This window comes from Parahaliea mediterranea, from assembly GCF_003402235.1.
Taxonomy (GTDB): domain Bacteria; phylum Pseudomonadota; class Gammaproteobacteria; order Pseudomonadales; family Halieaceae; genus Parahaliea; species Parahaliea mediterranea.
Window position 1 is genome coordinate 1 of the sequence record NZ_QEWO01000005.1, and the last position, 14,076, is coordinate 14,076.

At 56.5% G+C, this 14,076-nt stretch carries 9 protein-coding genes; 5 read left to right on the top strand and 4 right to left on the bottom strand.

Translation table 11 applies throughout. The features are described 5' to 3' along the window. The first annotated feature begins 112 nt into the window (after positions 1-112). The 4 genes from DDZ17_RS14850 (at position 113) to DDZ17_RS14865 (ending at position 5,620) form a co-directional block, all read left to right on the top strand. The gene (locus DDZ17_RS14850) at positions 113-1,087 is read left to right on the top strand and encodes a FecR family protein (RefSeq protein ID WP_116367764.1); all 975 of its coding nucleotides are present in this window, start codon (positions 113-115) and stop codon (positions 1,085-1,087) included. Positions 1,088-1,251: 164 nt separating this feature from the next. Then, complete coding sequence (locus DDZ17_RS14855) at positions 1,252-3,771, top strand: TonB-dependent receptor (RefSeq protein ID WP_157976666.1); 2,520 nt, start codon at positions 1,252-1,254, stop codon at positions 3,769-3,771. Positions 3,772-3,853: 82 nt separating this feature from the next. Then, positions 3,854-4,717, top strand: coding sequence for a bile acid:sodium symporter family protein (locus DDZ17_RS14860; protein WP_157976667.1), 864 nt, complete (start codon positions 3,854-3,856; stop codon positions 4,715-4,717). A 54-nt stretch (positions 4,718-4,771) separates the two neighbouring features. Beyond that, positions 4,772-5,620 (top strand): alpha/beta fold hydrolase, encoded by an 849-nt coding sequence (locus tag DDZ17_RS14865; RefSeq protein ID WP_116367767.1) that lies wholly within the window; start codon positions 4,772-4,774, stop codon positions 5,618-5,620. A 572-nt stretch (positions 5,621-6,192) separates the two neighbouring features. Here the strand turns inward: DDZ17_RS14865 and parS are convergent. The 4 genes from parS to DDZ17_RS14895 all read right to left on the bottom strand — a co-directional run bounded on the left by parS (position 6,193) and on the right by DDZ17_RS14895 (position 12,480). Further along, on the bottom strand, positions 6,193-6,654 hold the full coding sequence (gene parS / locus DDZ17_RS14875; protein ID WP_206613562.1) for a type II RES/Xre toxin-antitoxin system antitoxin: 462 nt from the start codon (positions 6,652-6,654) through the stop codon (positions 6,193-6,195). Between the two features lie 659 nt (positions 6,655-7,313). Beyond that, a complete protein-coding gene (locus DDZ17_RS14885) occupies positions 7,314-8,963 on the bottom strand; it encodes an arylsulfatase (protein WP_116367769.1) in 1,650 nt (549 codons plus the stop codon). Positions 8,964-8,980: 17 nt separating this feature from the next. After that, complete coding sequence (locus DDZ17_RS14890; RefSeq protein ID WP_206613563.1) at positions 8,981-10,303, bottom strand: DUF1214 domain-containing protein; 1,323 nt, start codon at positions 10,301-10,303, stop codon at positions 8,981-8,983. Positions 10,304-10,305: 2 nt separating this feature from the next. Beyond that, the gene (locus tag DDZ17_RS14895) at positions 10,306-12,480 is read right to left on the bottom strand and encodes a TonB-dependent receptor (RefSeq protein ID WP_116367771.1); all 2,175 of its coding nucleotides are present in this window, start codon (positions 12,478-12,480) and stop codon (positions 10,306-10,308) included. Positions 12,481-12,712: 232 nt separating this feature from the next. Between DDZ17_RS14895 and DDZ17_RS14900 the strand changes: the two genes are divergently transcribed. Continuing rightward, positions 12,713-13,960 carry a helix-turn-helix transcriptional regulator gene (locus tag DDZ17_RS14900; RefSeq protein ID WP_116367772.1) on the top strand — a complete coding sequence of 416 codons (1,248 nt, stop codon included), beginning with the start codon at positions 12,713-12,715 and terminating at the stop codon, positions 13,958-13,960. The last annotated feature ends 116 nt before the right edge of the window (positions 13,961-14,076 follow it).

Sequence of the window (14,076 nt, forward strand, 5' to 3'; positions counted from 1 at the left end):
TATCCCGACCCCGATCCCCGGCACGGCTGCGGCTGCGGCTGCGGCTGCGGAATAATCAGGGAAGTATTGTATTGCCCGGCCCGAATTTACTTGGGAAAGGCGTCACGGATTATTGAGCGAGACAACAGACGCTATTCACGCGGAAACATTAATTGAGGTGGCTGAGTTGTGGGACAAAATGGACGCTCTTTCGCGTCTATCAGATCTGTTCCCTCAGCCTGCTGAGCCCCGCAAAAACAGATGGTTGGTTGCCCCTGCTTACGCAGTTTCTGCTGTCCTCGCGATTGCCATAATAGGACTTAGCTATTGGGCTTCACTGAAAATCGAACGGCCAAATGATCTCGTGGCTGAAAATCTGAAAAGTACGGAGCATGATTTCCAGACCGGCACCGGTGAACAATCGACCATCACTCTGCCTGACGGCTCTCAATTGACTTTGAATACCAACAGCGCCGTACGAACTGAATTCTCTCCGAGGCGTCGCGCCATAACCCTATTGCGAGGGGAGGTACACGTAAAAGTTGCTCATGATGCTGAGCGTCCCTTTGATGCCCATGCTGGCAACAGAGTTGTGAGAGCTGTAGGTACCGCATTCAATCTTGAGTTAACCGAGCACCAGGAAGTAGAACTTGTCGTTACCGAAGGGAAGGTATTAGTGAATGCTGTCCAGCCCGATATAAGACAGGCTTCAGCCAGCCAGCAATCATTTGTTAGAGAAGCTAACAGAGAAGGCGACATGATGATAAAGGCTGGTGAGCAGATTCTGCTGGGTCAGCACAATGGAAAGGCTGAAAGAATTGAACCAGAAGAATTGGAAGTGAAGCTATCTTGGCGTGAAGGGAACCTGGTGTTTCGGGGGGAATCTCTGGAGACTGCTATTCGGGAAATAGAGCGTTACACTACTGTAGAATTTGTAATCCTGGATGAGGAACTGAAGCTGATCCGTGTTGCCGGCCTGTTCAAAGCCGGCGATGTTGAAGGATTGTTAACCACTCTAAAAGAAAATTTCAATGCTTCGTACCAGCGTATTGGTGACGAGAAAGTGCTGCTACACAGTGCTGACCACGAAATAACATCATATAAGTAGAATTTATCATTGTGAATTCCTGGCCACAGTGGCGGAAATTTACACTCCGTTCGTCTTCTCTCTCTAAGCGCGCACGGTGCGCGCTGACGTGGATGAGAAGTTGGACGCACCATACGTTTTCACCTGTTTTATTCATGTCATTGATTCTTCTACAGGAATTATCAATGGCGGGAGTGGGCGAAGAAAGCACCAGGTTGATCGACTTCCATATTCCACGCGTGCAGGCGGATAAGGCGCTTATCGAGTTTGCTGAACAGGCAAATATAACGTTTATATTTCCTTTCGACGAAGCCAGGAAAATAACGGCAAATGGACTCGTCGGGCGTTATACATCTCAGCAGGGAATAGCCCGGCTGTTAGATGGCACACGGTTAATGCCCCAGTTCAGGGAGCACGGTGGTCTTTCCGTAGTATTGGTTGAGGCGCCAGCCTCAAGCGGAGTCGAAGAAATGAATAATACATCCAGTTCAATACTTACCAAGTTGTTTTCTGGGCTAGTTGCCTCTTTTTCTAGTGTCGGCGCATCAGGGCAGCCAGATAACCTCGGGGACTCAGCGCGAACGACGGTACTTGAGCACGTGGTTGTTACTGCCCAGCGTCGCGAAGAAAGTAGTCAAGAAGTGCCTATGTCAGTTATCGCTCTCAATATGGAAGCACTAGAAAAAATGGGGTTTCACAGCGTAAATGATATCGCTGATAAGGTGCCATCGCTGAGTATTCAACCAGACTTCGAGAAAGCGTCTGCACTGAAAGTCTATATCCGTGGCGTAGGCCAGGAAAAGCCGGCGAACTTTGAGCGGGACAACGGTGTGGGTATATATCTCGATGACGTTTACGTTGGGCACGGAAACGGACTCGCAACCGAGCTCATGGAAGTCGAACGAATCGAAGTCCTGTCCGGACCGCAGGGGATTCTTTACGGCCGCAACACCATTGGTGGCGCGATCAAATTTATCTCTCGCAAGCCTTCCGGCAACCTAGGCTTCAAACAAACTTTGGATGTCGGGAATTACGATCTCTTCAGGAGCGTTTCAACACTCAACCTGAACAAATTCGCAAATATCAGCAGCCAGTTCACTGTACTGAAATCCGATCGCGGCGGCTGGGTAAAAAATACTGGCTCAGCTGGCGATTTCGGCGAGCGCGATTCGGACGGCTACCGAATAGCCTTGCGATGGACGCCGGCATATAACTGGCTGGTGGATTACTCCTACGACACCATGGATCAGGCTTCCGTCAGCAACTACCAGCAACATGGTTATGTGCAGTTCGCACCGAACTTAACCAATCTGGGGATCTTTCCAAATCGGCAGAATAGATCTTGGCGCGATGTTGACCTTGATATCAAGGACGACTTCGAGTCCTCGGGTCACGCGCTCACAGTAGAATGGGATATCAGTGACACCCTCTCACTCAAAGCCATCACAGGGTACCGGGAGTTTGAGTCGGAAGCGCTGCACGACGGAGTCGAGTCCTACAACGTGTCCACACTGATTGCGTCCGAGGCTGAGCAGAGCCAATTCTCGCAGGAATTCCTTCTGTCTGGCTCCAGCAGCGACGGGAGCATCAACTACCATGTCGGCCTGTACTATTTCGACGAGAACGCGTCCCAAGGTGATACCGAACTCGTGGATAATTACGGTATTGCAGCGGAGATCGACGCGGCACTGGCCAGCGGTGACGCGATCATACCGCCTGGGCTTGCTGACTTGAGACCCTGGAGTTCCTACGAAATCGAAAACGATTCCAAAGCGGTGTACGGTCAAATTACCTGGAACCCATCAGTTCTGGAGAGCCGTCTCACGCTGGAAATTGGTGCTCGCTACACTGAAGACGATCGCTCACTAGCGTGGCACAAACCGTTCAATGAAGGCGGCGCATTCCCGGTCGACGCCATAGATAGTGTTAGCTCCAACAGTGTCGATCCAGCCTTCACCGTTAAATACGACTGGACGGACGCTATCAGCACCTACTTCCGCTACGCCCAGGCCTACCGATCCGGGGGCTTTGATAGCGGCTCCGAAAGGCTACAAGCCTTCGACCCCGAGGAACTCGAATCTTATGAGGTTGGCTTCAAGTCGCAACTTCTAAACAACCGTCTGCTACTGAATATCGCGCTGTTTACCCAGGAATACACCGATATCCAGGTGCAGTTCTTCGACCCGGGGCTCGACGCCAGCCAGCCACCGGCAAAAGTCACTGTCAATGCGGCCGAGGCGAGCACCGAAGGCGCGGAACTTGAGGTGAAGTACATTCCGGTTGAGGGGCTGGTGCTCAGCGGGGGAGTGGCTTATCTCGACTCCAGCACAACGGTTACCAATCCCTTTACCGGGTTGACCGAGGACCGGCTGCTCTTCAATACGCCGAAATGGAAGTACAACTTTAATGCCGAGTATACGTTCCGGCCCGTGCCGATAGGCACCTTGTCCGCCATTGTCAGCTATGACTATCGTGACGAGGAGCTTGCCGCAGGCAGTTCCGACCCCACCGACCTAAAGCCCGATTATGGGCTCTGGGGTGCCCGGCTGGGCCTGGCGAATGTGCCGGTGCCAGCGGGGAATCTCAATCTCGCAGTTTGGGGGAGAAATCTCGCCGACGAGGAATACGAGGTTTACCACGCCTTTGGCTCGGTGATCTATGGCGAACCGCGCAGTTACGGCGTTAGTTTGGTTTATGAATTTTAACGACTAAACCGGGCCTGGCGGTAGAATTCTGACTCGTTGCCTGGCCCTGCAATTTCCCCGATGACCCGCGAGAGGAATGGGAATGTCCGTGCTACTGCCGCTCCTGCTGGGGCTGATGATGTTCACGATGGGGCTGACGGTGACTCCGAACGACCTACGGCGCATCCTCGTGACTCCCCTACCGATATTGCTAGGTCTCAGTTGCCAGCTCTTGCTACTACCTCTGCTCGGCTTTGCCATCGCGCAGATGTTTGCGATGTCCCCGGCGCTGCAGATGGGCTTTATCGCGATTTGCGCCTGCCCCGGCGGGGTGCTGTCCAACTATATCGCGTTCAAGGCGCGGGGGACCGTGGCGCTGTCGGTCAGTCTGACCCTGATTAGCAGCTTGGTTACTGTCTTTACCATACCGCTTATCTTGAACATCGCACAGGGCATGATCGGCCTCGATCGCACCGCGATAGCGCTACCCCTGGTCGATACCATGCTGTCGGTGGGTCGTATCACCGTACTGCCCATCGCCGCTGGTATGCTATTGCGCCAACACTTTCCGACAGTTAGCTTGAAACTCAGCCAACTGCTAGGGCGTTTCTGCTCCCTGGCGCTGGTAGCCTATATCCTTTACTTGTGGTTGAGCCAACGTGAGGCAATACTCGCCGCTGCTCAGGAGGTCGGGGCCGCTGTTGTGGTGCTAGTTCTGCTGGTTTCGGTGCTTGTGTACGTGGTTTGCAGAATTCTGCGAATCGACTCGCAGGATCGGGCCACTCTGATCATTGAAACCAGCATCCAGAATAGCGCACTGGCGTTTACGGTCACCGCTGTACTGATGAACAATACCCTGTATGCCATTCCCACGGTGTTCTACTCTGTGGCTATGTTCCTGCCCGCAGTGGTCCTGATTTATCTCGGCCGTAAGTCCTCAGCCGGGGCAGTGCCGGCCGGATTGTAAGCCGCGGGACAGGTCAGGTTAACGAGAAAGTGGCGCTTTACTAAGGGAGCAGGCATGGCACTACCCAAGTGTGGAAAATTTCTCAAGCTCAAGCACGGCCGTGTGCATTACTTCGACGTGGGCTGCGGCGATACGGTTCTGTTTCTGCATGGTTCAGGGCCAGGAGTGACGGGGCGAGCGAATTACGCCGGCAATATTCACGCATTCGCCGGGCACTTCCGATGCATCGTCATGGATTTTCCCGGCTACGGTGCCAGTGACTCTTGGCAGGGCGACGCGCTGCATGGATGCATTGAAGCTGCAATCGCCCTGCTAGACGGGTTAGGCATCAAACAAGCGCATATTGTCGGCAACTCCCTGGGCGGGATAGTCGGCGGTTATATTGCCGCCCGCCACCCACAGCGGGTTGGAAAACTGGTCAGCATCGGCGGTATAGGAATCAACCTGTTTACTGCGTTTCCAGGGGAGGGATTAAATCTCCTGACTGAGTTTGTCGAAGATCCAACACGGTCACGTCTAGAGCAGTGGTTGCGCTCAATGGTATACGATCAAAGCGTTATAACTGATGAACTAATCGATGAGCGCTTTCAGCAATCCCTTGAACCCAAAACGTTTTATACAACCCGATCTATATACGCACGAGAAAGTATTCAGGGACTTGCGCAGTTTCGTAAGGCTAAGGGCGCCATTGAAACTATCGCCCATCTTCCAGACATCCAAGCACCAACACTGATCACATGGGGGCGAGAAGATCGTGTTAGCTCACTAGATGTCGGCTTGATAGCAATGCGACTAATTCCAAATTGTGAGTTCCACATTTTTCCCAATTGTGGACATTGGACCATGCATGAGTTTAGCTCGGGATTTGAATCAGTAGTGTTTTCGTTTTTACAAAGAAAGTGAACAAAACATTTCAGAGTTGACTGTAATTCTGTCCGCTATGTGGCGGTTGCTGCCAATCCACGAGTACCAATGGACACCATTCACTGATCTCCAGGTTCTCGCCTTCGGGGAATATCTTTCATAGTCGGAGATCCACCTCCTACCGAAGTTAAGCGCTTGGCAGCTTCCGCTCTTACGAAAAGTCGCAATGCTTCATTGACTACATCTGCCACGCTCATACCAGAGTCTGCAACCTGCAACGCCTGCTTCACAAGTTTCTCGTCTACCTTTACATCAATATGCATAGTACTTAAACCTTTACGTCTTCGTAAATTCACGTCCTGCTCGGCCGACCAAGTCTGCCACTTTGTACAGATACTGCCTTGAACCATCTATCGTTGGCCCGATCACAGGTTCGACACCTATGGAACCTAGCTGGGTGACTACGCTTTTGGAGCTGGTGTGGTGCGCCTTTGCCAGTACCGCTTTCTGCAGGAACGACCTGATGTATTGGAAGATGAGGGACGATTCGACGCTTAAATTCCGGGTTAAATTCGGATCGTCAAATAAAGTTGCGCAAGCTCAGATGGTACTCACGCAAGTACACCGCTCTCCATCCTGCCAATCAGGTCCAGAACTGCTTCGGTTTCAGCAGAAGTGGCGGCCATCTCAACGGGCTGGCGCCCGCCGAGACCGCGAACCGGTCTGTTCATCCATAGGCCGGCCCGCTTGCTATCACCTTCGAACAAATCTGTGGCTGCCTTCAACACCCTGGCAAAGCGATACAGGCGGTCGCTCTCATCGGTATTGAAGCGACCGGCCTTTGCACGCCGATGCAAGGTCGCAGGCGAATTCGCGACATACCGGGCTAGCGCTTTTGGCTCTAGGCCAGCTACTGCGGCTAGGCTCAAAAAGACTTCGTAAGGTACACCCTCTCGCACAACCTGATGCAATTTAGCGCCGCGAGCCGGTAAGCCTACGGTCTCCCAAAAACCGGATTTGTTTCTGGGAACCGGGCGGTAGATCTTGGTCGTGGGCAGCATGAGAAAATTCATAAAACCTGTTGATAGACCAGAGGCGTACCATATGGCTTTTGGCAGTGATGCGCTTCCGTGAGTCCAGATTCAGTTTGACGCATTCGTCCATAGCTGACATTCACGCCCACTTAAAAGGCAGCGCATCAGCGACGACCAGCTCAACGAAGTGGAGCAGCTTTTGATGTGCTTGTTGAACGAATCCGCTACGCGGCTAACCATCAGCACAACCCCTCCCATGGGCAAATAATTCCTCCACGTGCTTCTCCCGAACACGACCACAGGAGGAGTTATCCTGAACACAGGACAGCAACAGAAATTTCAATCACTGTACCGCAAACATGTTAGCGCGTTGTGCCGGCAGGGCAAGGCAGAACGCACCATTGATTCCTATGCCCGTGCCGTTCGGCGTGTCGCCCAGTTCTGGGACACCTGCCCGCCACCCTGAGTTTGGAACAGCTCCAAGGCTGCTTTTGGTCGCTGGTAGAGACGCACTCGTGGTCGACCATCAAGGTGGACTGCAACGGCCTGCACTTCTTCTACCAGCACCTCCTCAAGAAGAATTGGGTCTGGATGGACATCGTCAAACCACCCAGGAAAAAGCCACTGACCGGGTCGTCCGCGAGGCCAGGTATTGACGTGATGTACCGCATTAATGAAAGTGGGTACATCCGCACCCTTTACAGCGCGGTCCAGGGGCTGACGACCTGTTCCTCCAGGATAATACCCATCGTGCGTTGGTATTCCTGCCAGCCCTGTTGCAGCACCTCGAACACACCCGGGTGTGCAGCGGAGACATCCTCTGTCTCGTAAGGGTCGCTGGCCAGGTCATACAGCGCCCAATCCCCGGTACCGTTAGGCTTGCTGACATACACCAGTTTCCAGTCGCCCTGGCGCATGGCGCGTTGGCCGAATAGCTCCCAGCCGAACAGCTCATCGGGCTGGTGAATGGTCTCGGTTTCGCGCATCAGGAACGGCAGCATGGAGCGGCCACTAAAAGCCTCCGGTGTTTCGGGCTGCCTGACGCCTGCAATGGACAGCAGGGTGGGGACCATATCCAGCACGGTGGCAAAGCGCTTGTCGATGCTGGCCTGGCGGGCGAACCCGGGGTAGCGAACGATGAGCGGACTCACCAGGCCGCCCTCGGTGACCACAGATTTATACAGACGGTACGGCGCTGTGCTTGCCTGGGCCCAGTTGGTACCGTACGAGAGCATGGAATCGGCCCCGCCCCAGTCCTCGGGTTGACCCGCGTTGATGGACGGAAAATGGGGCACTTTGTTGGCAAAGCTGGACAGGGTGTCGGGAGCTGCCCCGTTGTCGGACAAAAAAATCACCACGGTATTGTCGAGTTGACCGGTGCTGCGCAGCTCGTCAATCACGCGACCGATATTCCAGTCCATGCGCTCGACCATGGCCGCGTAGATTTCCATCTTGCGCGCAAACTCCTGCTGTTCCTTCTTGCTGAAGCTCTCCCACTGGCGCAGGGTTGCTGGCGGCGCCATATCGATGTCGTCGCCCAGGATGCCGAGGCTTTGCTGTCGTTGCAGCCGCTCGCGCCGCAGCGCGTCCCAGCCGGCATCGTAACGGCCTTTATAGTGCGCTATGTTTTCTTTGGGGGCATGCAGGGGCCAGTGCGGGGCGCTGAAGGGCAGGTAGGCAAAGAAAGGTTTGTCCGTAGGTCGGGCCAGGTAGCCAAGCAGTTTGTCAGTGAAATAGTCCGAGGAGTAGAAGTCGTCAGGAATCGAAACCGGCTCGCCGTTTTCGGTGTAGTGTACACCGCCGAGTTCGGGTGGCGGCAGATTGGGTTTGCCGAAATGGTTGTGGCCGCCATCGAGCAGTGTGAATACCTCCTCGAAACCCCGATTGGCCGGATCAAATTCGGCGTCGACGCCTAGGTGCCACTTGCCGCTCATAATGGTGTGATAGCCCGCCTTGCGCAGCCGTTCGGCGATGGTTGGCACGCCGGGATCGAGATGCCCCAGGTAACCGGGCTGGCCGCGCTGACTCGGCGTGATCAGCTCTTTCATGTTGGCGATGCCGGCGCGGTGATGGTCCACCCCGGTCAGGAGCATGGCCCGGGTGGGAGAGCAGGTGGCAGCCACGTGAAAATTGGTCATGCGCAGGCCATCGGTGGCGAGTTGATCAAGGTGAGGGGTCGCAATTTCGCCACCAAAAGCACCGACATCGGAAAACCCCATATCGTCCGCCATGATCAGCAGGATATTGGGTCGCGTCGGCGCGCTCGCGGCACAAACCAAGTGTGGCAATAATGCCAGTACCGACAACAAAAGGGCGCGGCAAATCCTGCGCAAGGCGTAGCTACTCATGGTGAATCCTCAAAGTGTTAACGATTGAAACGCAGTTGCACGTGGCGGCGGCGTTGGGCGATAGCCACTTGGCGCGCCGCAGCGGAATAGTCAGGTGTCTCTGGCGGCAGCGCCGCCCTGGCTTGGGAAAAGGATGTGAGAGTCAGCCCGGGCCACAGTGATGTCGGGACCTCGGGGCGGTCGGCGCCGTCGTAACGCAGCAGCAGGTAACCGTTTTCAAGGCCGGTGGTGTCTAGCCAGTTTTGAACGCCAGGGTCTTCGTGGGCGATGATATAGCGGTAGGCTCCATCGGCACTGCGGTAGCATTGCTCGGCGGTGAGGCTGGTCTGACGGTTGGCGTATTCCAGTGAGGAGGTCCAGACATCGGTCAACTGTACGCCCTGGTAGTTGCCACCGAGAGGCCACATGGTGAGTATCAACGCCTCGTCCTGACCCAGCTCGAAAGCACCGAGTGACATCCAGCGCCCCTCGACACCGCCCGCTGCCGTGGGATCGAACAGGGGCGACAGTGTATTGGGCTGTTGCTGAGCGAAGCGTTCCCGGCCAATCGTGGGCCACAGGGGGACCAGTTCCTCGAAATTGGCGGCGGCACGCTGGATACGGCGGACCATGTCCTGCGCGCCGACGCCGGGTTTCAAGCGACCCTCGTAACCGACCCGGTCGATATGTACGTCTCCGTGTGTATCCGGCCACTCGGCGTAGATCTGGCGGACCATCACGAAACTGCTGTCTGGCGGATTGGCGAGCCAGTTGTGCGCCCGCGGCTCGCCCCCCAGCAGGACCTCAAAGCTGCCATCCGGCGCGACGTGGAGGGCCTCTTCGGGCAGGACGGCAACGACTCGACCGCCCTGTGCCGTCCAGGGCGTGCCCGCGTAGATTTGGATCTCAAGCCGGCGTTCGCCCGCCTTGTGGCCCCAGATGCGGTATGGCGCGCCCCCGCGTAAAGGTGAAAAGAGATAGCGTTGGTCCGGGTTGTCGCCCCCCTCGCGAATGCGGAAGTCGACCTCGCGGAAGAAGGGGAAGTCCGCGTCCTGGACGATGTCCTCCTCCAGGGTCCGGATCAGCATCTGGGCCCAGTAAGCCACCCCTGCGGCGCTGTCGCGATCGCCGCTGAAGGCCGGATCGGCCTTCAGGGTCCGCGCGGAGCGCTCTAGTGCCTGCACGAACCTGTCTAGCGCCTGCGCCAGTTGCGTCTCCGAGTTGGCCGTGCCTGCCTCTGGGGTGATAGCGCCACCTGCCGGAGCCGCCGGTGACGCAAACGCGGTTGCCATACCCAGCAGCAAAGCCGGCAGAACTCTCAGGGGGCGGTGGAGCGCCCCTGTTAGCTTGAGCACAGCCACGATCAAAACTCGTAGGTCAGGTCGATTCCATAGGTACGGGGCTCCCCCCAGGCCGTAGCGCCGCCAAACAGCGGACCATTGATGTAGGCATATTCCTCATCTGCGAGGTTTTTCCCCCACAGTGCCACGCGCAGGTTGCCGGCCGGCAGGCCGGGAATATCGGCGAGCGTCAGGCGGGCATCGGTCAGGCCATAGGCTTCGATGATGTAATCGCCGTTCACTGTGCTGCTGGTGATGAAGTGGTCATCCACCCAGGAATAGTTGAGGTAGGCGATCAGTGTGCCGATGGCCGTCTGCGCAATATCGTAGGTCACATTGGCGCGAAAGCTGTGTTGCGGGGCATTGATGAACTCGAAATCGTGGGTGACATCGCGACCGACCCCATCTTCGATGCTGTTGTAGCGCGCGTTCAGGTAACCGTAATTCACGCCCAGTGTGATATCGCTGGTCAGCGCCGCCGTCACGTCGAGTTCAAGCCCCTGGATCTCGGCCTCACCGGCGTTAAGGATGTCGGATTTGCTGGGGTCGTTGAGGTCGGTCTGGGTATTGATCTGGATATCATCGTAATCCGCCTGGAATACGGCGAGGTTGGTACGCACCCTGTTGTTCCACCACTGGGCTTTCAAGCCTAGCTCATAGGACACCAGGACCTCCTCATCAAACCCGTCTTCGAAAAACCGGACGGTTGAGGCGCGCATGTTGAAGCCACCGGTCTTATAACCCTCCGCGATTTTGGCGTACACACTGGTGTCGTCGCCCAGGTCGTAGGCCACGGTCAGGGTGGGACTCACGTTGCTGAAATCCTCGTCTCCGTGGCCGGCTTCCTCAGAGGGCGGCAGTACGGTGCCGGTCGCCAGCAGTTGGGTATTGCGAATCAGGTCAGCCTCTCGCTGGTCCTTCGACCAGCGGATACCCGCGGTGATATGCAGGCGCTGATCGAGTGACTGCGGGGTAAAGGTGGCCTGGCCGAAGGCGGCGGTCGCCTTGTTGTCGATGTCGGCTTTCGAGTACTGTGCAACACCAAACCCCGGCAGGTTGTTGAAGGTCTCGCCCTCGCCGTCCTCGGTGAAGTAGTACGCGCCCAGGGTGTAGGACAAGCGGTTGCCCAGGGCCTCGCCGAGCAGGTGGAATTCCTGGCTAAATTGGTCCTGGTCGACAGTGGCATCAACGTTGAAGGGAGTATTGGGCCTGCCGGTCCCGGACAGGTAATCCTGGAAAACCTCGCTGTCGAGATCCCGGTAGCTGGTGATCGACCGCAGTGTCAGGGTATCCGCCAGGGCCCAGCTGACGGTGACCTGGTGACCTGAGGTAGTGGCGTCGTTGTTTTTGATGAACTGAACCCCGGCTTGGCTCTGGTCCGGCCGATCCGAGGGGACCCCGAGCGTGGTTGGCGCCAGGAAATCCGGTGAGTCCTCGATGTGCGAGCGGTCGTAGCTGTAGCGGACATCTACCGCTGAACTCGCGCGCCACAGCACGTCGAGGCGTTGGGCACTGCGGTCCTCATCACCGTAGTTGTCGGCTCCCAGGCCAAGGTTTTCGACAAAACCGTCCTGTTGGCTGTGCAGATAATAGCCACGTACCGACAGGTTGTCGGTGACGGGGACATTCACCATGGTTCTGGAACGAAACTGGTCGCGCTTGCCGACGGTGAATTGCTGGCTGAATCCCCATTCCTCGAGTTCCGGTGTCACCGTAATGAAATTGACGGCGCCGCCGGTGGCGTTGCGGCCGTAAAGAATCCCCTGCGGGCCACGCAATACCTCGATGCGTTCGATATCCGCCACTTCCATTCCCATGCCCTGGTTACGGCCGACGTAACCGCCATCAATATAAACGGCCACGCTGGGGTCCTGGGTGATCTGGTCGTCGAAGTTACCGACGCCGCGGATAAATATCCGCGGAGTGGTGGCGCTGTTGGGGTGCGGTGTGGTGAGAAAGTTGGGGATATTGATGCCAATGTCGTCGATATCACCGATAGAGAGGTTCTCCAGCTCGTCCGTGCCCAGCACCGCCAGAGAGATGGGGGTGTCCTGCAGGCTCTCGGTGCGTTTCTGGGCGGTAACGACGACCTCTTCGAGGGATTGGGCCAGCGTCCCGTGGCTGGCCAGTGCGCTCAATGATAATACGGCCAGTGGCAGCCGTTTGCGGGAGTTTGATCCGGCTTTAATGGTAGTCATAGGTATCCTTATTGTAATGTTGGTGTTCACTTCGTCATGCCCGGGCGCGGGTCGATTTGTACCGTCGGCAGATAACAACAGCTAGAGGCCAATCATCCGCTGTATGTGGGTTGTCAGCCTCCGGGCGCATCGGCGATGATTCCCAGCCGATCGGGAGGGTGTCAAAACAGCCGCTCCAGCCCATGTTGGTTGGCTGGCGGCACAAAAAAGGTATAGATAGCCTGCTAAGTTTATGAGTTTTCTGCATGAGGCATTATTGGTGGCCGCTGCCCAGGGTTTCCTGCTCTGCGCGGTGTTGCTGAGCGTGCCATCCGGCAATCGGCAAGCGAACCAGCTGCTGGTGGCCTATGTCGGGCTGGAATCCCTGCACCTGCTCTTTCTCTACCTGAGCCACCCGGTGGAGCAGGTTGTCCCATCGTTGCCGTTACGGATTTTGTTTGGGTTTCGTTATCTCGATGGCCCGGTGCTCTACTTGTACGTCAAGGCGCTCACCAACCCTGAATTTCGTCTCACCCGTCACGAACTCAAGCATTTTGCCGTGGTCGCACTGTGGTTTGTCTGGTTTGCCTACCTCTCGACGCTGCCTGACTGGTGGCAGATGACGACACAGGAATTGCAGCACAAGCCGAGCACGATCATCAGCGCAAGCTCCCAGAGTATTATCCTGGTGTTCTACAGCAGCCTGGCCCTGCGCCAGGTTCACCGACACAGGGCCCGCATTCAACAGGCCCTGTCAGCGGTGGACCGGTTTGATCTGCGCTGGCTGGAGTGGCTGCTGGTAGGCATGATCGGTGTCTGCGCGATCCACTTCAGCGTGGATCTGCTGCGACTGCAGGGTGTACTCGGCAGCGAGGCTAAGGCGGTGACCAACCTCGTGGTGACCGCGCTGCTTATCTACATGATCTCGATCGGTGGTCTGCGTCAGCCGCAGATATTCACCGACGCGGTTCGCGAGGCGCTCGCAGCACTTAACAGTGCTCGGGAGTCCAGCCCGCAGGAGGTGATGGCGGAAGCAGAAGGCAGCGGGGAAGGTATGGCGGAAAAATATCGTAAATCGGGCCTGGACGAGAGCCGGCGCAGGGATATCTGGGAGCGTCTGCAGCACTTGCTGGTCGCCGAGCACGCCTATCTGGACAATCAGCTGGACCTGCCCAGCCTCGCGAGCCAGCTAGCCGTCCGGCCACAAGAAGTGAGTGAGGTCATCAATATCGAATACGGCGGCAGCTTTTACGATCTCATCAACCAGCACAGGGTCGAGGCAGCGAAAGTCCTGTTACGGGAGACTCAGCAGCGGCCTCGAAAAATGCTCGATGTCGCGCTGTCGGTTGGCTTCAGCAGTCAGTCTACCTTCTACAGCCGGTTTAAAAAGCTGACGGGCATGACGCCGGCGAATTACCGGGATATTGAAGCGCCCGAAGGACCTCTTGAGGTGACGAAGGGATTGGCTCCCGTGCCACCGCAGAGCGCGCCAAGAACCTGACCAGCAACACCGGCCTCGGGGGCGGCAAGCCTAAACATGAGCCAAGCTGCAGGCTCTCGGATATCAGCATATGCGCTAACTGATAAAGATCAAGATGCACTGGCCCAGGATCTAGC